This is a genomic window from Streptomyces sp. NPDC058401 (genome assembly GCF_042722885.1).
Lineage (GTDB): Bacteria > Actinomycetota > Actinomycetes > Streptomycetales > Streptomycetaceae > Streptomyces.
On sequence record NZ_JBHXKA010000007.1, the window covers coordinates 98,667 to 115,099 of the forward strand.

Sequence of the window (16,433 nt, forward strand, 5' to 3'; positions counted from 1 at the left end):
GCGCGGGGTCAGCGGCCGGCCGGTGCCGTCCGGCGGCGCTTGACGGAGAAGCCCAGACCGACGGCGGCCGCCGCGGCCAGCGCGCCGCCCGCCGCGATCAGCGCCGGGTCGGCGCCCTGCCCGTACTCGGCACCGGCGGCGACGCCGCCCTTGGGCACGTCCTTGGTCTGGCCCTTGCCCTTGCCGTAGTCGAAGGTGCAGCCCTTGGGGAGCTTGGGGAAGTCGGTGACGCCCGCCTTGTGGCCGCCGCCCTCCATGTTGGTGCGGAGCTTCGGGGCGGGGCCGTTCGGGTCGAGGATCTCGGCGAGGAATCCGGCGTTCGCGGGGAGCTTCGGGTGCGTGCGGTCGAGCCGCTGGGAGAGCGCCTTGCCGCTTCCCGCGTCCTTGAAGGAGACGGACGGCCCGGAGGGGGCGATGGTCATCACCGCGTCGGTACCGGCGCCGATCCAGGCTTCCTTGACCACCACGCACTTGGAAGGGGACGAGGTGCTGTCGGCGGAGGCGACTGCGGCCGGAATGAGTGCGCCTCCGGCGAGGGCGGTGAGGACCACGGCGGTACGGACGGCGGCGGTACGGACGGCGGTGCGGCGGGACGCGCGGAAGGACATGAAGGACTCCGTGGAGTGGGGCCGGCCTCGTGGGCCTGTCGGGAAGGGAAGGGCCGCGTGCCGCGTGCTCGGTGTGGGACCACGAGTCGGGGCGGGCTGCTGTGACGAATCTAGGAAGCGGATGGTATGGATGCGTCCGTTCCGTGTCACAGGTTTGTGACGGAATGTCATATTCCTTTCTGCTTGCGGCAGTTACCGGCCACTTGGTCGTCCGGCCCGGCTGTGCCCGCCGTCCCGGCCGGGCCGTCGGTCGGACCTTCGGGCGGGTCTCGGACAGCTTCCCGGGCGGCGCCCGGACGGGCTCCGGTCGGGCTCCGGTCGGGCTCCGGACGGGCTCACCCCCACGCGCGACAGCGCCCCCGCATCCGGGAGGGGCTCCGGCAGCGAAGTACCTCACGACACCCCGTCCCCCCACCCCCCCACCCGGAGCGAACCCCATGAACGTCGCGGTGGTCCTCTACACCTCCGATCTGCGGCTGCACGACCATCCGCCGCTGCGGGCCGCCCTGTCGTCCTCCGCGCAGGTCGTGCCGCTCTTCGTGCGCGATCCGGCGGTCGCCGCCCCGCCCAACCGGCTCGCCTTCCTCGCCGACTGCCTCGCCGGCCTCGACGAGGGGCTCCGCTCCCGGGGCGGCCGGCTCGTCGTCCGGTCCGGCGATCCGGTCGCCGCGACCATGGCCCTCGTACGGGAGGCCGACGCCGACGAGGTGCACATGGCCGCCGGGGTCAGCGCCTACGCCCACGCCCGCGAGGAGCGGCTGCGCGAGGCCCTCGAAGCCGAGGGGCGGCGGTTCCACGTCCACGACGCCGTGATCACCGCGGTCGCCCCGGGGGCCGTCACCCCCACCGGGGCGAACGGGTCCGGCCACTTCGCCGTCTTCACCCCGTACCACCGCCGCTGGTCGGAGCACCCCCTGCGGGCCGCCGCTACCGCGCCCCGGGCCGTCCCGGTGCCCGACGCGATCCGCTCCGAGCCCCTGCCCGAGCGCGCCGCCGTCACCGGCACCTCCCCGGGTCTCGCCCCCGGCGGCGAGCCCGAGGCGCGCCGGCTGCTGGCCCGGTGGCTGCGCTCCGGCATCGACCGCTACCCCGAGACCCACGACGACCTGGCCGGCGACGCCACCTCCCGGCTCTCCCCGCACCTGCACTTCGGCACGCTCTCGCCCACCGAGGCCGTCCACCGTGCCCGCGCCGCCGGCGGCCCCGGCGCGGAGGCCTTCGTACGGCAGCTGTGCTGGCGCGACTTCCACCACCAGGTGCTCGCGGCCCGGCCCCGAGCCGCCGCCGAGGACTACCGGGACCGCGGGGACCGCTGGCGCACCGGCCCCGCCGCCGAGGAGGAGACCCGGGCCTGGAAGGAGGGCCGCACCGGCTACCCCGTCGTGGACGCGGCGATGCGCCAACTGGCCCACGAGGGCTGGATGCACAACCGCGGCCGACTGCTGGTCGCGAGCTTCCTCACCAAGACCCTGTACGTCGACTGGCGCGTCGGAGCCCGCCACTTCATGGACCTCCTCGTCGACGGTGACCTCGCCAACAACCAGCTCAACTGGCAGTGGGTGGCGGGCACGGGCACCGACACCCGCCCCAACCGGGTCCTCAACCCGGTGCGCCAGGGCCTGCGGTACGACCCCGACGGCGGCTACGTCCACCGCTGGGTCCCGGAGCTCGCCGGACTCCCCGCACCCCGCGTGCACGAGCCCTGGCGGCTCCCCGGCCTGGAACGGGCCGCCTACGACTACCCCGACCCGCTGGTCGGCCTCGCCGACGGCCTCGACCGCTTCCGCCGGGGCCGCGAGACGGATCCCGGACCGGCGGACCGACCGGCGGACGGGCCCGAGGACGGGCCGGGATCCGGGTGAGCCCGCCCGGCATCGCCGCGCCGTACGGTGGAAGCGTGGAGCCCGAACCCCCGCAGCCCCCTTCCGCCGCCCTCGCCACCGGCGCCGTCGCCCGGCGCCTCGGTGTCTCGCCGACCACGCTGCGCTCCTGGGAGCGCCGCTACGCGATCGGCCCGTCCTCCCGCGAAGCCGGCCGGCACCGGCGCTGGACCCCGGCGGACATCGCCCGGCTGGAGCTGATGTGCCGCCTCACCGCCCAGGGCGCACCCCCGTCCGAGGCCGCCCGGGTGGCCAGGGGAGCCGCCCCCGACGCCCCGGCCGTGGCCGGGCCCCCCGCGACGACCCCCGGCGGGCCCCGCGCGCTGCGCCTGGGCGACGTCCGCCCGGAGTGCAGGGGGCTCGCGCGGGCCGCCGTACGACTGGACGCGCCGGCCGTGGAGGACCTGCTGGAGTCCGTGCTCGCGGAGCTGGGCCCGGTGACGGCGTGGGAGGAGGTCATCGCGCCGACCCTGCACGCCGTGGGCCGCAAGTGGGCTTCGGCGGGGGAGCGTTACATCGAGGTCGAGCACCTGCTGTCCTGGTACGTCTCCGCGGCCCTGCACCGGATCCGGCCCGCCCCGGAGCCGGTCCCGGCCCCGCCCGTGCTGCTGGCCTGCACGCCCGGGGAGCAACACAGCCTGCCGATGGAGGCGTTGGCCGCCGCCCTCGGTGAACGGGCTCTGCCCGTACGGATGTTCGGCGCGGCCCTGCCCGCCGACGCACTGTGCGAGGCCGTCCGGCGGACGGGTCCGCGGGCCGTCGTGCTGTGGGCGCAGTCCCGTACGACTGCGGACGCGGCGCTCGCCAAGTCGGTGGCGGGAATCGAGTGGGGACCGCGCGGCGCCCGCGGCCACTCCGCGCTGCTGCTCGCCGGGCCCGGCTGGGGCGCCGCGGCCGCGGCCCCGCCCGCCCGCGCCGAGCGGCTGTTCGGGCTCCGCTCGGGGCTGGCCGTCATCGAATCGCTTGTGGCACTCCGAGCTCCGGGCAACGCTCCAGGGACTGCCGCATGACGTGCAGCGCCCGCCGCATGTGGCTCTTGACGGTGCCCAGCGGGATCCCGGTGCGGTCCGCGATCTGCGACTGGGTCAGGTCCGCGTAGAAGGCGAGCCGCAGCACCCGCTGCTGCGCCGACGGCAGCCGGGCCAACTCGCCGAGCAGCACCACCCGCTCCACGGCCCGCTCCGGGCCGGGCACCGGTTCCGGCCGCGCCCGGGCGCAGACGCGCGCGGCCGCCTCGGCCACCCTGGCCCGCCGGGTGCGCGCCTCCAGGGCGTCGGCCACCTTGTGCCGGGTGATGCCGGTCAGCCAGGCCCCGAGGCCCCCCGGCCCGGGCCGGTACCCGCCGCGGCCCCGCCACGCGGCGAGGAAGACCTGCTGGGTCACGTCCTCGGCCTCCCGCTCGTCGCCGAGCGCTCGCCCGGCGAGCGCGTGCACCAGCGGCCGCCAGCGCCGGTAGACCGCCGCCACACACTCCTCGTCGCCCGCCGCGAACCCCGCCGCCAGCCGGGTGTCGTCCTGCTCGTCCATGCCCCGAGCCTCGGCGGAACGACAGCCCCGGCCAACTTGCAGCGTTTCCGCACCGTTTTCAGTCCCCACCGGCCAGCCGGTCCGTACGAGCAGCGCCCCGGCCAGTCCGCCCGCGAACATCGCGCGGACCGACCACGCCCGCCGCACCCAGGCGGCGGTCCCGTACCCGAAGGCCCGGTCCTGTCCTGTCCGATGAGCGAGCCGCCGAGGAAGGAGGTCATCGGGCGGGTCACCAGGGTGGTCGGCACCCCGGCCAGGTTCACCCGCAGGCTGGTCACGTTCCGGATCCCCATCGCCGGCGACAGGGCCGCCGAGACCAGCAGCTGCCGGGCGCCGGGATCTCCGAAACGGGGCGCCAGCCCCCATCCGGCGGCGGCCGTCAGGATCAGCACCGCCTCGGCCGACAGCCCGGTCACGAACCAGCGCCGGCCCCGGTCCTCCACGAAGGCCTCCAGCCGGGCCCCGCACACCGCCCCCGGGGCGAACGCGGACAGCGAGACGGCGGGCGCCAGCGCGGGCACCGGGCCCGTGGGGGCCACGCCGTACGGGAACCCGGGCTCACGGGCCTCGACACTGGCCGGTCCGGCCGGCTCGTCCGGCGCCGGCATGCCGCAGGGGCTAGGGTCCGGAGAGTGAGCGATCTGCTGCTGGTGAGGCACGGCGAGACCGCCTGGAGCGCGACCGGACGGCACACCGGGCGCACCGACGTCCCGCTGACCCCGCACGGGGTCGAAGAGGCCATCTCGCTCTTCCCGTACTTCCGGGACAAACATCCGGCCCTGGTGCTGACCAGCCCGCTCCGCCGGGCCGCCGCCACGGCCGAGCTCGCCGGCCTGAGCGGCGGCCTCACCGACCCCGACCTGTACGAGTGGGACTACGGCGGCTACGAGGGCGTCACCACCGCCGAGATCCAGCGCGAGCACCCCGCCTGGTCCCTGTGGACCGACGGGGTACCGCCCGGCGACGCGGAGCACCCCGGCGAGAACGCCGCCCAGGTCGGCGCCCGCGCGGACCGGGTGCTGGCCCGGGTGGCCGGGGTACTGGGCGAGGACCGGGGCAATGTCGTCCTGGTCGCCCACGGGCACCTGCTGCGCGTGCTGACTGCCCGCTACCTCGGTCTGCCGCCCGAGGCCGGACGGCTCTTCATGCTCCGTACGGGCACCTTCAGCGCGCTGTCCACGGAGCACGGCCTGCCGGTCATCGCGAGCTGGAACTCCCGCCCCTGGGGCGTGCGGCCCGCGGGCACACCGACCCCGGGAGCGCCCGTGCCCCAACCGGAACGCCCGCCCCAGTAGCGCCCCCCGCCCGGCCGCGCCTCCCGCGCCTCCCGCATCTGCCGCGCTCGCGGCACCCGCCTCGCGCCCCCGCCTCGCGCGCGGCCGCCGTCTGCGTGACGATGCGTACATGGCCCACGATGGCTCGGACGGCGTGCCCCCTGAGCCCCCGGAACCGGCACCGGAACCGGGAGCGAGGACCGCCACGGACCCCGCCGACACGGAACCGGGGCTCAAGGCCGACGCGATCGGCTTCCTCGACGCGCTCGTCATCGGCCTGAACTCGACCTCGCCCGCCTACTCCCTGGCGGCGGTCATCGGCCCGATCGTCGCGCTCGCCGGCATCTACGCGCCCGGGGTCATGCTGGCCTCCTTCGTCCCGATGCTCCTCATCGCCGCCGCCTTCTACTACCTCAACAAGGTCGACCAGGACTGCGGCACCACCTTCTCCTGGGTGACGCGCGCCATGGGCCCCTGGGCGGGCTGGCTCGGCGGCTGGGCCATCGCGATGACCGGCGTCCTCGTCATCGGCTCGCTGGCCGACGTGGCCGTCCACTTCGGACTGCTCGCCGCCGGCCTCGACGGCTGGGCGGCGAACGAGGCCCTGCGCCAGAGCCTGACCGTCGTCGTGATCCTGGCCATGACCGCCGTCTGCGTCATCGGCACCGAGATGTCGGCCCGGCTCCAGGACGTGCTGATCCTCGCCCAGGTCTTCTTCCTGCTGGTCTTCGCCGTGGTCGCCCTCTACCGCGTCTACGCCGGCACCAGCAGCCTCGACGGCACCAGACCGGCCATCGAGTGGCTCAACCCCTTCGGCGCCGGCGGCACCGCCCTCACCGGCGGACTGCTGCTCGGCGTGTTCATCTACTGGGGCTGGGAGTCGGCGGTCAACCTCACCGAGGAGGTCGAGAACTCGGCCACCGCACCCGGCAAGGCAGGCATCTGGTCCACCGTCGTCCTGCTGGTGACGTACCTGTCCGTCGGCTTCGCGGTCGTCGGCTACGCCGGGACGACGTTCCTCGCGGAGAACGCCGGCGAGGAGGAGGCCGTCTTCGCGGTCCTCGCGCACGAGGTCATGGGCGGCTGGGACTGGATCGTCCTGCTCGCCGTCTGCACCTCCGCCCTCGCCTCCACCCAGACCACGATCATCCCCGCCTCCCGCACCGCCCTGTCGATGGCCCGCCGGCACGCGCTGCCGCCGCACCTCTCGCACATCCACCCCCGGTTCCGTACCCCGGACGTCAGCACCTGGTGGGTGGCCGGCATCGCCATCGTCTGGTACCTCGCCGTCAACCAGATCAGCGAGAACGCCCTCCTGGACTCCCTGACCGCCCTCTCGCTGCTGATCTCCTTCTACTACGCGCTCACCGGCCTGGCCTGCGCCGTCTACTACCGCCGCCACCTGCTGGAGAGCGTGCACAACTTCCTGCTCATCGGCCTCGGCCCGGTGATCGGCGCCGGCCTGCTGGCCTGGCTGCTCGTGCAGTCGGTCGCCGACATGTCCGACCCGGAGAACTCGGCGAGCGGCGTCTCCTGGTTCGGGCTCGGCCCGCCGCTGGTCATCGGGATCGGCATCGCCGTCGTCGGCGTCCTCGTCATGTGCTTCTGGCGGATCAGGGACGGCCGGTTCTGGCAGGAGCGGCGCGGCGTCGCCGACCCGGCCCTCGTGCACGCGGGCAAGCAGCCCCGTAGCCCCGCGGCGTAGCCCCGCATTCCCCGTAGTCCCGCAGCCCCGTAGCCCCGCACCACCGGCCGGAAGCCGGAGAGGAGCCCCGATGTCCGTCGTCCTCGGGTACGACGAGTCGCCCGGCGCCGAGCGCGCCCTGCAGGTGGCCCTGGAGGTGGCCGCCGCCTTCGGCGAGCCGCTCGTCCTCGTCTACGGGGCCGCCGCCCCGGGCCCCACCGGCGAGGAGTACCGCGCGCACCAGGAGGCCGTCCGGGAGGCCGGCCGCAGCGCGCTCGCCCGGGCGGTGGAGGCCGCCGACGAGGCGGGAGTCCCGTCCACGGTCGAGGTGTCCGACGCGAAACCGGCGCAGGCGCTGCTCGATGCCGCCGAACGGTACGACGCCCGGGTGATCATCGTGGGGAGCTGGGGCGACAGCCCGATCCGCGGCGCCCTGCTCGGATCCACCCCGCACAAACTCCTGCACCTCTCCCCGGTCCCGGTCCTGTGCGTCCCGACGGAGCCCGCCTAGTACGCCTGGCACGCCTGGCACGCCTCCGGAGACCGATCCCGCCGGGCGGGTCCGTTGGTCTGCCCGTGGCCGAAGATCGCCGTTCCACCCTGTGCCAATGGCCCAGTAGGAGCGTGCGGAGTTGAGCCATTGCCCCTGCGGATGCTTATCTGTGTCCTATCCATGTATCTACGGCGCCACGCAGCGCCGGACGGCAACGAGGCCGCTCCGGACCGTGGCGCCTTCGCCGTGCCCGTGTACCGCCCACCACCCCCGGGCGGACGCGGGTCCGGCGTGCTTCATCGCAAGGGGGGCGGCACACCGCCGTGAAGAGGATGTTCGTGGCTCCGGATCCGGGGCGCGCAAGACTCAGGAACGCCTCGCGGGCCGTCATCGGCGTCGCCCTCGCGGTGGCCGTGGCCGAGCTCTGCGGGCTCTCGCTCGTCGCGTCGATCACCGGGGGACTGGCGGCCCTGCTCGCCCTCTTCACGGTGACCGATGCGACCGTGCGCGCCCAGCGGGTGACCACCGCCCTGCTGCCGGCCGCCGGTTTCCCCGTGCTGGCCCTGGCCACCACCCTGCACGGCGTACCGCTCGCCCGCGACGCGGTGTTCGTCGCCGTGGTGTTCGCCGGCGTCTACGCCCGCCGGTGGGGGGTGCGCGGCCACGCCCTCGGGATCTTCGCGTTCATGAACTTCTTCATCACGCAGTTCCTGCACGCCCGGCCCGGTCAGCTGCCCGAGCTCTACGCGGCCGTCGGACTGGCCCTGCTCGCGGCCGGCGCCGTGCGGTTCGTGCTGTGGCCGATCGAGCGCCGGGTGCCGCCCGCCGCCGTACCGCCCGCGGCCCCCGGGACCGGGCTGGCCCGGCCGACCACCCGCCAGGCCTTCCAGGCCACCGCCGCCTGCGCCGTCGCGCTCGGCATCGGCCAGGCCCTGTCGGAGGACCGCTGGTACTGGGCGGTCGGCACCGCCTGGTGGATCTTCGTCAACACCGCCTCGCGCGGCGAGACCCTGGTCCGCGGCTTCCGCCGGGTGCTCGGCACGGTGTTCGGGATCGGCGCGGGCCTGCTGATCGCCATCCCGCTGAACGGGGCGCCGGCGCCCACGGCCGTCCTGGTGGCGCTCTGCGTCTTCGGGATCTTCTACACCGCCGCCGTGTCCTACAGCTGGATGATGCTGGCCGTCACGGTGATGGCCGGCCTGCTGTACGGCCTCCTGGGCGTACTCCATCCGGGGCTGCTCGTCCTGCGCCTGGAACAGACGGCCGTCGGTGCGGTGTGCGCCGGGCTGGCCGTGATCCTGGTGCTCCCGGTGACCACGCACGCGACCAACGACATGTGGATCCAGCGCGCCCTGCGCTGCGTGCGCACCTGCACGGCCGAGGCCGCGGCCCGGCTCGCCGGCTCCCCGGTCGCCGACCCCGCGCCGCACGCCGCGCAGCTGGAACTGTTCCTGGGCCGGGTACGGCTCTCCCTGGCTCCGCTCGTCCACCCGCTGAGCCCCTACCGCGGCCGCAAGGCCAGGGCCCGCCGGGTGCTCGCGCTGCTCGACGAGTGCGCGGTGGAGGTCCGCGGGCTGGTCGCGGTGGCGGCGGACCCGGACGCGAGCCACGACGCCCGGCTCGCCGCGGCCTGCTGGCGCGTGGAGGCGGCGGTGGAGGCCCTGCTCACGCCGGAGGCCGCCCTGCTGACACCGGAGGCGGAACGCGCCGCGGAATCGGAGCCCCGGCCGACCGCGACGGCCGTGCACCCCGCGCGGGCCGCCTCGGGACCCGCGCTGGCGCACCTGCACGGGCTGGAGCGGCTGCTCGCCCAGCTTGACGGACCCCTGCGCAGTGCGTCACGTTCCCCGCTGGTCGGCGCCTGACCCGGGTGTCCCGGGCACGTCCCGGCCGGGGTCGAGGACTCCGGACTTCGCGAGGCTGAAGCCGAGTTCGGCCCTGCTCCGGCTTCCGAAGCGGGTCGAGGCGCGTTTGATGTGCGCGCCGATGGTGCGGGTGCTCAGACCGAGCCGTTTGGAAATGGCCTCGTCCGTATGCCCCCGCACCATGAGCTCGAGAATCGCGTGCTGGATTTCGTCGGTGAGCCGGGGAGGGCGTTGTCCCGTCGTGTCGAACTCGACGGGGACCGCCCGTTCCCACACGGCCTCGAAGGTTTTCGTGAGGTACTGGATCAGGCCGGGTTCGCGGATTTCCAGGGCGTACGCCTCCCTTCCGCTCTCGGTGAGCACCGCGATGAACGCGGCCGACCGGTCGCACACGATCAGCCGCTCGAAGCGCTCGCCCACCGTCCGCACCTCGGCGCCCTCCTGGGTGACCCGTTCGATGTGGGCGAGCGTCGGGCCGTGCCCGCGGACCGTGTGCCCGTAGACCGTGCGCTGGCGGACTCCCCGGCCGGCCAGGGCGAGGTCGCGGGGCAGCGCGTCGGCCAGTGCGCCGGAGGGGCGGCCGCCCTCGGGGTGTGCGCTGAGCAGCTCCTCCGAGCAGGTCTCCAGGGCTCCCTGGACGGCGGTGTCGATGACCTCGCGGCCGATCAGCGGCTGTACGTGGGCCTTGTGCCGCTGGCGTTCGTGCCGGTAGACGGCGTCCAGCGGGGAGAGGGAGGCGATCAGCGCGTCGAGCGCGGCCCGCTGGTCCAGGATGGCCCGTCTGATCGGCCGCGCGAGGGTGATCGCGGCGACCGAGGGCGGTACCGGGAGGTGCTCGGCGGAGCCCTCCACTTTCCGCAGCAGCCCGAAAGCGATCAGGCAGCCCGGAACGTCCCCCGATAAGCCGCCCTCCCGTAAGGCCCTGCGGTAACCGGCCGCGCAGTCGCCGCAGATCGACGTGCAGCCGTCAATGTCGGGATGTGCGGTGTTGGTGTTCATCTGGACCCCCTTCTTGTTCCGGCAATGCAAGATCAGGATGCCCCGGCCCGTTGGCCCCGGGGGAGGGGAACGGCAGGATCCTTCCTGCCTGGTGATCGCGAAATGACCCACATGACCGGTGGCGGGAGTGGCGACGGTGAAGCGAGACATTCGTTCCGAACGCGGGATCGCGCCGGCGGGGCTGACCGGGGCGCTGGACTTGCTGGCGCAGGCGCGCAAGGCGCTGGACGAGGCGTACGGATCCGACGAGCAACTCGCCCGGGTCGCGCTGCACTTGATCGACTGCGCCGCCGACGCCTCGGCCCTGCTCTCCCGTGAAGGCGGCCTGGAGGCGGCCCGCGAGGCACTGGGCTCCGCCCGTTCCGCGGTGGTCGCCGCCACCGCGGCGGTCCGCGTGATCCATGACGGGGCGCGTGCAGAGGTCGTCGGCCTTGTACCCGGCTCGGCGGATCGACTATGAGGAGCAGGCCCCTTCTGGTCCAAACCCCGTGTTTCGATCATGGGTTGTACGTGACCATGGGTGCATGACGGGATGGGCGAGAGCGTGCTGGTGGGGTCTGTCGGTTATCGGGATCGTCACGGCGGCGGGCCTGGTGGTGTGGGTGTCCGTCGGGCATCCGGAGGGGGCGGATCAGGGCTGGGGCATCGCCGGGGCGATCGCCGGGATCGCCGCACTGGGGATCGGACTGTGGCAGCTCAGGCTCACCGCGGGGGCCGCCGCGGCGACCCCGGCGTCCGCACCGGTGGCCGTGACGGCGCAGGGCGGGTCGGTCGCGGCGGGCGGCAGCGTCCGCAACGCGCGAGCGCGTGACACCGGGCCCGGTACGGGCACCGGCGCGGCGACGGGTGGCCCGGGCATCTCCGCGAGCGGCGGATCGGTAGCGGCGGGCGGCGACGTCGACGGATCCGAAGCCCACCAGGGCCCGTGAAGCCCCGCTGGTGGCGGCGCGCGGGCGATTCCGCGGGCGCTCCCACCGACGCCGTCCCGGCAACCCCGAAGCCGACGGGCCTCCCGGGGCCGACGGGTCACCCCGGGCCGACGGCCTCCCAGGGGTCGATCGCGGCGAGCCGGGACGTAGTCAACTCGGTCGCGGTGTACGCGGAGCGGGCCCTGCCGCCCGAGGCGTACGCGCCGATCCCCGCGGACGCCGCGGACCACGGGGTGTCCAACGTTCCGGCGGCGGCCGGGTTCGTCGGCCGCGGCGCGGCGCTGGACGCGTTGGACACGGCATTCACCGGCGGTACGGGCGGCGTGGTGCTGCACGCCGTGCACGGGCTGGGCGGCGTGGGGAAGTCCGCGCTGGCCGCGCACTGGGCTGCGCACCGGGCGACCGGCCGGGTGCGGTGGTGGATCACCGCCGACGGACCGGACGCGGTCGCGGCCGGGCTGGCTTCCCTGGCACGTGCGCTCCAGCCGGGGCTGGAGGAACTGTCCACCGAGCTCCAGACGGAGCGCGCGCTGCAATGGCTGGCCGCGCACGGCGACTGGCTGGTCGTCCTGGACAACGTGGACCGGGCCGAGGACATCGGCGTGGTCCTCGCCAGGGTCGCGGACCGGGGCCGGCTCCTGGTCACCACCCGGCGCGCGACCGGATGGCACCGCCACGCCGCCACCGTCAGCCTGGACGTCTTCGAACCGGCCGAATCGCTCGCCCTGTTCACCCGGATCCTGACCCACCACGGTACGCGCGACACCGACGGCGCCGACGCGCTGTGCGCGGAGCTGGGGCACCTGGCCCTCGCCGTCGAGCAGGCCGCCGCCTACTGCGCGGAGACTGGCACGAGCGCCCGAACCTACCTCGACATGCTGGCCCGTTGGCCCGCCACGATGTTCGCCGCGACCGCCGAGGGCGGAGACTCCGAGCGCACCGTCGCGAGGATCTGGCGCCTGACCCTCGACCGGCTGGCCGACACGCCCCTCGCCGGGAACCTCCTGCGGATCCTGGCCTGGTACGCACCCGCCGGCATCCCCCGCGACCTGCTGGACGACACGGCCGCACCGCCCGAACTCGCCGCCGCGCTGGGAAGACTAGTCGCCTACAGCATGATCACCGCCCACCCCGACGGCACCCTGACCGTCCACCGCCTGGTCCAGGCCCTGGCCCGCACCCCAGACCCCGAAGACCCCCACCGATCCCCGGAAGCCATCGACCAGGCCCGCACACAGGCCACCGCCCACCTGGCGCAGGCCTTCCCGGCCGAGGGCGACCAGCCCGCGACATGGCCCCGCTGCCGAGCCCTCCTCCCGCACGTAGAGGCCCTCACCCGCCACCACACCCCCGACCAGGACACCACGGACACAGCCGACGTTCTCAACCGCGCCGCCTTGTACCAGAGCGGACAGGGCGTACTCGGCCCCGCCATCCAGGCTGCGGAACGCGTACTGACCACCCGAGAGCGGGTTCTGGGCATGGACCATCCCGCCACGCTGAGCGCCCGCAACAACCTCGCGTACGTGTGTAAGCGGGCGGGTGACCTGGGCCGGGCGGTGCCCCTGTACGAGCGCACCCTGCAAGACTGCGAGCGCGTGCTGGGCGTTGATCACCCGGAGACGCTGAACTTCCGCAACAACCTCGGTTCCGCATATGAGTCGGCTGGTGACCTGGGCCGGGCGGTGGCTTTGCTCGAGCTCACATTGGTGGACAGGGAGCGGGTGTTGGGTGTGGATCATCCCGATACGTTGAGCTCCCGCAACAACCTTGCGTCTGTGTATGAGTCGGCTGGGAATCTGGGCCGGGCGGTTCCTCTGTATGAGCGCACCTTAGAAGACTGTGAGCGGGTCTTGGGTGTGGATCACCCCGACACGTTGAGCTCCCGCAGCAACCTCGCGTACGTGTACGCGTCGGCTGGTGATCTAGGCCGTGCGGTGCCTCTGTTCGAGCGGACTCTGGTGGACAGGGGGCGGGTGTTGGGTGCGGATCATCCCGACACGTTGAGCTCTCGCAGCAACCTCGGTTCCGCATATGAGTCGGCTGGTGACCTGGGCCGGGCGGTGGCTTTGCTCGAGCTCACCTTGGAGGACAGGGAGCGGGTGTTGGGTGTAGATCACCCCGACACATTGAGCTCCCGCAACAACCTCGCGTCTGTGTATGAGTCGGCTGGTGACCTGGATCGGGCGGTGCCTCTGTTCGAGCGGACTCTGGTGGACAGGGAGCGGGTGTTGGGTGTAGATCACCCCGACACATTGAGCTCCCGCAGCAACCTCGCGTACACATATGAGTCGGCTGGTGACCTGGACCGGGCGATGGCTTTGCATGAGCGGACTCTGGTGGACAGGGAGCGGGTGTTGGGTGTGGATCACCCCAGCACATTGTTGTCCCGCAACAACCTTGCGTGGGTATGTGAGTCGGCCGGCGATCTGGACCGGGCGGTAACCCTGTACGAGCGCACCTTGGACGACTGCGAGCGGGTGTTGAGCCCGGGTCATCCCCTGGCGCAGCTGGTGCGGGAGAACCTGGAAGGAGCGCGGGCCGCCATGTAGCGGCTCTGGCGCGGGGTCCGGTGCTGCCGCGGATGGTACGACTCCCCAAGTCCCGTTCGCAGGCCGATGGCTGAAGATCACACGGAGGAGTGTTCCGGGCGCGCCTTCCGTACGCCGCTGACCTGCGGCGTGTACAACGGGTGATTGTTCATTGCACATTCATCCGGCATGGCGCCCGTTCGGGGTGCGCGGGGTGGACCTGGTCGGATCGGACAGGGGGTTACCGCCCGGAATGGAAATACTTCAAGAGCGTTCCAGCACGGCTCAAGTGTGGGAAGCGGCCGAGGAGTTCATTCGGCTGTTCCACAGGGAGCACGCCGGCAGCGCGGGTGCGCGTGATCCGCGCGAGCGGCTCGCCGCCGTGCGGGCCGAGCTCGCCGAGACGGGTACGTACCGGCACACTCCCGAGGAGCTGGAGCACGGCGCCCGCGTCGCGTGGCGCAACAGCAACCGCTGCATAGGCAGGCTGTACTGGAACTCGCTGCGCGTCCGCGACCGCCGCGGGCTCACCGACGCCGACGGGATCGCCGAGGAGTGCTTCGAGCACCTGCGCGAGGCCACCAACGGCGGCCGGGTCCGGCCCACCATCACGGTCTTCGCCCCCGACGCCCCCGACCGTCCCGGCCCGGTCATCTGGAGCGAACAGCTGGTCCGGTACGCCGGCTACGGCGACCACCCCTCGATAACCGTCGGCGACGCCCGCAACGCCGAACTCACGAGCGCCCTGCTCGCCCTGGGCTGGTCCCGCGGCGCCGGCACCCCCTTCGACCTCCTCCCGCTGGTCGTCCAGGGGGTCGACGACAAACCCCGCTGGTTCGACGTCCCGCCGGACGCCGTGCTGGAGGTGCCCATCGAGCACCCCGACGGAGCGGCGGGCGGTGACGGCTGGTCGGACTGGGGCCTGCGCTGGCACGCCGTACCCGCGATCTCCAACATGTGCCTGGAGATCGGTGGCATCCACTACCCGGCGGCGCCCTTCAACGGCTGGTACATGGGCACCGAGATCGGCGCCCGCAACCTCGCCGACACCGACCGCTACAACCTGCTGCCCGCGGTCGCCCGCCGCATGGGCCTCGACACCGCCAGCGACCGTTCCCTCTGGAAGGACCGCGCCCTCGTCGAGCTCAACCGGGCGGTGCTGCACTCCTTCGACCGGGCCAAGGTCACCATCGCCGACCACCACACCGAGTCCCGGCGCTTCCTGACCCACCTGGAGAAGGAGGAGCGCAAGGGCCGTGACGTGGGCGCGGACTGGTCCTGGATCGTCCCGCCCATCTCCGGGTCGGCGACCCCGGTCTTCCACCGCACCTACGAGGACCGGCCGAGCTCGACCGCCTACGTCCACCACCCCGGCGCCCAGGAACGTGCCCAGGGACGGGATTTGGTCTAGACCTTCTGTTACCGTCGCTCCTGAACGGATCCGGAACGGCGGAGAGGGGCCTCCCGTGGGCGACGCGGACAGTGGTGTGGGCGGTACGGACCGTACGGCCGACGGCGGCGGACACCTGGCCTGGATCGGCTCGTTCACCTCGGGGGGCGGCCGCGGTGTCACCACCGCGGCCGTGGATCCGGCCACCGGAGCGCTGACCCCGCTCTCGGCCACGGACGCCGTCGCGGATCCCTCGTACCTGGCCCACGAGCGCGTCACCGGCGTGCTGTACGCCGTGAGCGAGGCCGAGGAGGGCGCCGTGGGTGCCTTCTGGACCACCGCCGCGGGGCTCGTCCCCCTCGGCGCGGTCGTCCGCGTCGGCGGCTCCGGCCCCACTCATCTCAGCGTGGCCGGGCGCCGGCTGCTGACCGCCAACTACACCTCCGGCAGCGTCAGCAGCCTCCCGCTCGCCGACGACGGCTCGATCGGGGAGCCCGCCGCCGTACTGGCCCACCAGGGCTCCGGCCCGGACTCCGGCCGGCAGCAGGGCCCGCACGCCCACCAGGTGCTGCCCGCCCCCGGTGGCCGCTGGGTGCTCAGCGTCGACCTCGGCACCGACTCGGTACGGATCTGCGCCCTCGACCCCGCCACCGGAGCCCCGGAGCTGCACGCCGAGACCGCGCTGCGCGCCGGGACCGGCCCCCGGCACCTCGCCTTCCATCCCTCCGGCGAGGTGGTCTACGTACTGCACGAGCTGGAGCCGCAGCTGACCGTCTGCCGCTGGAACGGGGAGTCCGGCGAGCTGGAACCGGTCGCCGAGGTTCCGGTCGCCTCCACGGGCGCTCCAGGGGCCGCACGGGCCTACCCCTCGGCGGTCGTGGCCTCCGCCGACGGCCGTTTCGTCTGGGCGGCCGTCCGCGGAGCCGACACCATCGCGACCTTCTCGCTCGCCGACGGCGCGGAGAAGCCGCAGCTCGCGAGCACCGTGCCGTGTGGAGGCAATTGGCCGCGCGACCTCGCCGCCGACCCGTCGGGGCGCCGTCTGTACGCGGCCAACGAGCGCTCCGGCGACGTCACCTGGTTCGACGTGGACCCGGTGACGGGCGAACCGCGCCGGGCCGGCTCGGTGTCGGTGCCCGCCGCCACCTGCGTGGTCTTCGGCTAACCCCCCAACTTCACCCAACGGCACCGGACGTCCGCCGTACGTACGAGGGCCCGCGCCCCGGCTCGTTCGATTCGGAACGGTCCGGGGC

General features: G+C 73.7%; 15 protein-coding genes. 11 read left to right on the forward strand and 4 right to left on the reverse strand.

The window, feature by feature from the left end; translation table 11 throughout:
- Window positions 1–8: 8 nt before the first annotated feature.
- Window positions 9–608 carry a hypothetical protein gene (locus ACFWNV_RS04490; protein ID WP_383940341.1) on the reverse strand — a complete coding sequence of 200 codons (600 nt, stop codon included), beginning with the start codon at window positions 606–608 and terminating at the stop codon, window positions 9–11.
- A 437-nt stretch (window positions 609–1,045) separates the two neighbouring features.
- On the opposite strand from ACFWNV_RS04490, the gene ACFWNV_RS04495 reads away from it, so the two are divergent.
- Both ACFWNV_RS04495 and ACFWNV_RS04500 read left to right on the forward strand, forming a co-directional pair.
- Window positions 1,046–2,470 (forward strand): cryptochrome/photolyase family protein, encoded by a 1,425-nt coding sequence (locus tag ACFWNV_RS04495; protein WP_383940343.1) that lies wholly within the window; start codon window positions 1,046–1,048, stop codon window positions 2,468–2,470.
- A gap of 35 nt (window positions 2,471–2,505) precedes the next feature.
- Window positions 2,506–3,498, forward strand: a complete 993-nt coding sequence (locus tag ACFWNV_RS04500) for a MerR family transcriptional regulator (RefSeq protein WP_383940346.1) — start codon at window positions 2,506–2,508, stop codon at window positions 3,496–3,498.
- On the opposite strand, the gene ACFWNV_RS04505 is transcribed toward ACFWNV_RS04500, so the two are convergent.
- Window positions 3,440–3,955 carry an RNA polymerase sigma factor gene (locus tag ACFWNV_RS04505; protein WP_383940382.1) on the reverse strand — a complete coding sequence of 172 codons (516 nt, stop codon included), beginning with the start codon at window positions 3,953–3,955 and terminating at the stop codon, window positions 3,440–3,442. The two genes, ACFWNV_RS04500 and ACFWNV_RS04505, sit on opposite strands and share 59 nt — an antisense overlap.
- Window positions 3,868–4,623, reverse strand: coding sequence for a DUF1275 family protein (locus tag ACFWNV_RS04510; protein WP_383940349.1), 756 nt, complete (start codon window positions 4,621–4,623; stop codon window positions 3,868–3,870). Before ACFWNV_RS04510 ends, ACFWNV_RS04505 begins: the two co-directional genes overlap by 88 nt.
- A gap of 24 nt (window positions 4,624–4,647) precedes the next feature.
- Between ACFWNV_RS04510 and ACFWNV_RS04515 the strand changes: the two genes are divergently transcribed.
- The 4 genes from ACFWNV_RS04515 (at window position 4,648) to ACFWNV_RS04530 (ending at window position 9,331) form a co-directional block, all read left to right on the forward strand.
- Window positions 4,648–5,310, forward strand: coding sequence for a histidine phosphatase family protein (locus tag ACFWNV_RS04515; protein ID WP_383940352.1), 663 nt, complete (start codon window positions 4,648–4,650; stop codon window positions 5,308–5,310).
- Between the two features lie 109 nt (window positions 5,311–5,419).
- The gene (locus tag ACFWNV_RS04520) at window positions 5,420–6,994 is read left to right on the forward strand and encodes an APC family permease (protein WP_383940354.1); all 1,575 of its coding nucleotides are present in this window, start codon (window positions 5,420–5,422) and stop codon (window positions 6,992–6,994) included.
- Window positions 6,995–7,064: 70 nt separating this feature from the next.
- Window positions 7,065–7,484, forward strand: coding sequence for a universal stress protein (locus ACFWNV_RS04525; RefSeq protein ID WP_383940357.1), 420 nt, complete (start codon window positions 7,065–7,067; stop codon window positions 7,482–7,484).
- A 314-nt stretch (window positions 7,485–7,798) separates the two neighbouring features.
- The gene (locus ACFWNV_RS04530; RefSeq protein ID WP_383940385.1) at window positions 7,799–9,331 is read left to right on the forward strand and encodes an FUSC family protein; all 1,533 of its coding nucleotides are present in this window, start codon (window positions 7,799–7,801) and stop codon (window positions 9,329–9,331) included.
- Here ACFWNV_RS04530 and ACFWNV_RS04535 read toward each other — a convergent pair.
- A complete protein-coding gene (locus tag ACFWNV_RS04535) occupies window positions 9,305–10,330 on the reverse strand; it encodes a LuxR C-terminal-related transcriptional regulator (RefSeq protein ID WP_383940360.1) in 1,026 nt (341 codons plus the stop codon). The genes ACFWNV_RS04530 and ACFWNV_RS04535 overlap by 27 nt on opposite strands.
- A gap of 136 nt (window positions 10,331–10,466) precedes the next feature.
- On the opposite strand from ACFWNV_RS04535, the gene ACFWNV_RS04540 reads away from it, so the two are divergent.
- The 5 genes from ACFWNV_RS04540 (at window position 10,467) to ACFWNV_RS04560 (ending at window position 16,345) form a co-directional block, all read left to right on the forward strand.
- Entirely contained in the window at window positions 10,467–10,790 is a 324-nt protein-coding gene (locus ACFWNV_RS04540) for a hypothetical protein (protein ID WP_383940363.1), read from the forward strand.
- Between the two features lie 64 nt (window positions 10,791–10,854).
- Complete coding sequence (locus ACFWNV_RS04545) at window positions 10,855–11,259, forward strand: hypothetical protein (RefSeq protein ID WP_383940365.1); 405 nt, start codon at window positions 10,855–10,857, stop codon at window positions 11,257–11,259.
- A gap of 164 nt (window positions 11,260–11,423) precedes the next feature.
- On the forward strand, window positions 11,424–13,811 hold the full coding sequence (locus tag ACFWNV_RS04550) for a tetratricopeptide repeat protein (RefSeq protein ID WP_383940368.1): 2,388 nt from the start codon (window positions 11,424–11,426) through the stop codon (window positions 13,809–13,811).
- A gap of 232 nt (window positions 13,812–14,043) precedes the next feature.
- A complete protein-coding gene (locus ACFWNV_RS04555) occupies window positions 14,044–15,201 on the forward strand; it encodes a nitric oxide synthase oxygenase (protein ID WP_383940371.1) in 1,158 nt (385 codons plus the stop codon).
- Between the two features lie 76 nt (window positions 15,202–15,277).
- On the forward strand, window positions 15,278–16,345 hold the full coding sequence (locus ACFWNV_RS04560; protein WP_383940387.1) for a lactonase family protein: 1,068 nt from the start codon (window positions 15,278–15,280) through the stop codon (window positions 16,343–16,345).
- Window positions 16,346–16,433: the final 88 nt, after the last annotated feature.

Coding starts and splice junctions, on each gene's coding strand:
- ACFWNV_RS04490 (WP_383940341.1), bottom strand. CDS start 608: ATGTCCTTCCGCGCGTCCCGCCGCACCGCCGTCCGTACCGCCGCCGTC.
- ACFWNV_RS04545 (WP_383940365.1), top strand. CDS start 10,855: ATGACGGGATGGGCGAGAGCGTGCTGGTGGGGTCTGTCGGTTATCGGG.
- ACFWNV_RS04535 (WP_383940360.1), bottom strand. CDS start 10,330: ATGAACACCAACACCGCACATCCCGACATTGACGGCTGCACGTCGATC.
- ACFWNV_RS04530 (WP_383940385.1), top strand. CDS start 7,799: ATGTTCGTGGCTCCGGATCCGGGGCGCGCAAGACTCAGGAACGCCTCG.
- ACFWNV_RS04525 (WP_383940357.1), top strand. CDS start 7,065: ATGTCCGTCGTCCTCGGGTACGACGAGTCGCCCGGCGCCGAGCGCGCC.
- ACFWNV_RS04495 (WP_383940343.1), top strand. CDS start 1,046: ATGAACGTCGCGGTGGTCCTCTACACCTCCGATCTGCGGCTGCACGAC.
- ACFWNV_RS04555 (WP_383940371.1), top strand. CDS start 14,044: ATGGAAATACTTCAAGAGCGTTCCAGCACGGCTCAAGTGTGGGAAGCG.
- ACFWNV_RS04510 (WP_383940349.1), bottom strand. CDS start 4,623: ATGCCGGCGCCGGACGAGCCGGCCGGACCGGCCAGTGTCGAGGCCCGT.
- ACFWNV_RS04520 (WP_383940354.1), top strand. CDS start 5,420: ATGGCCCACGATGGCTCGGACGGCGTGCCCCCTGAGCCCCCGGAACCG.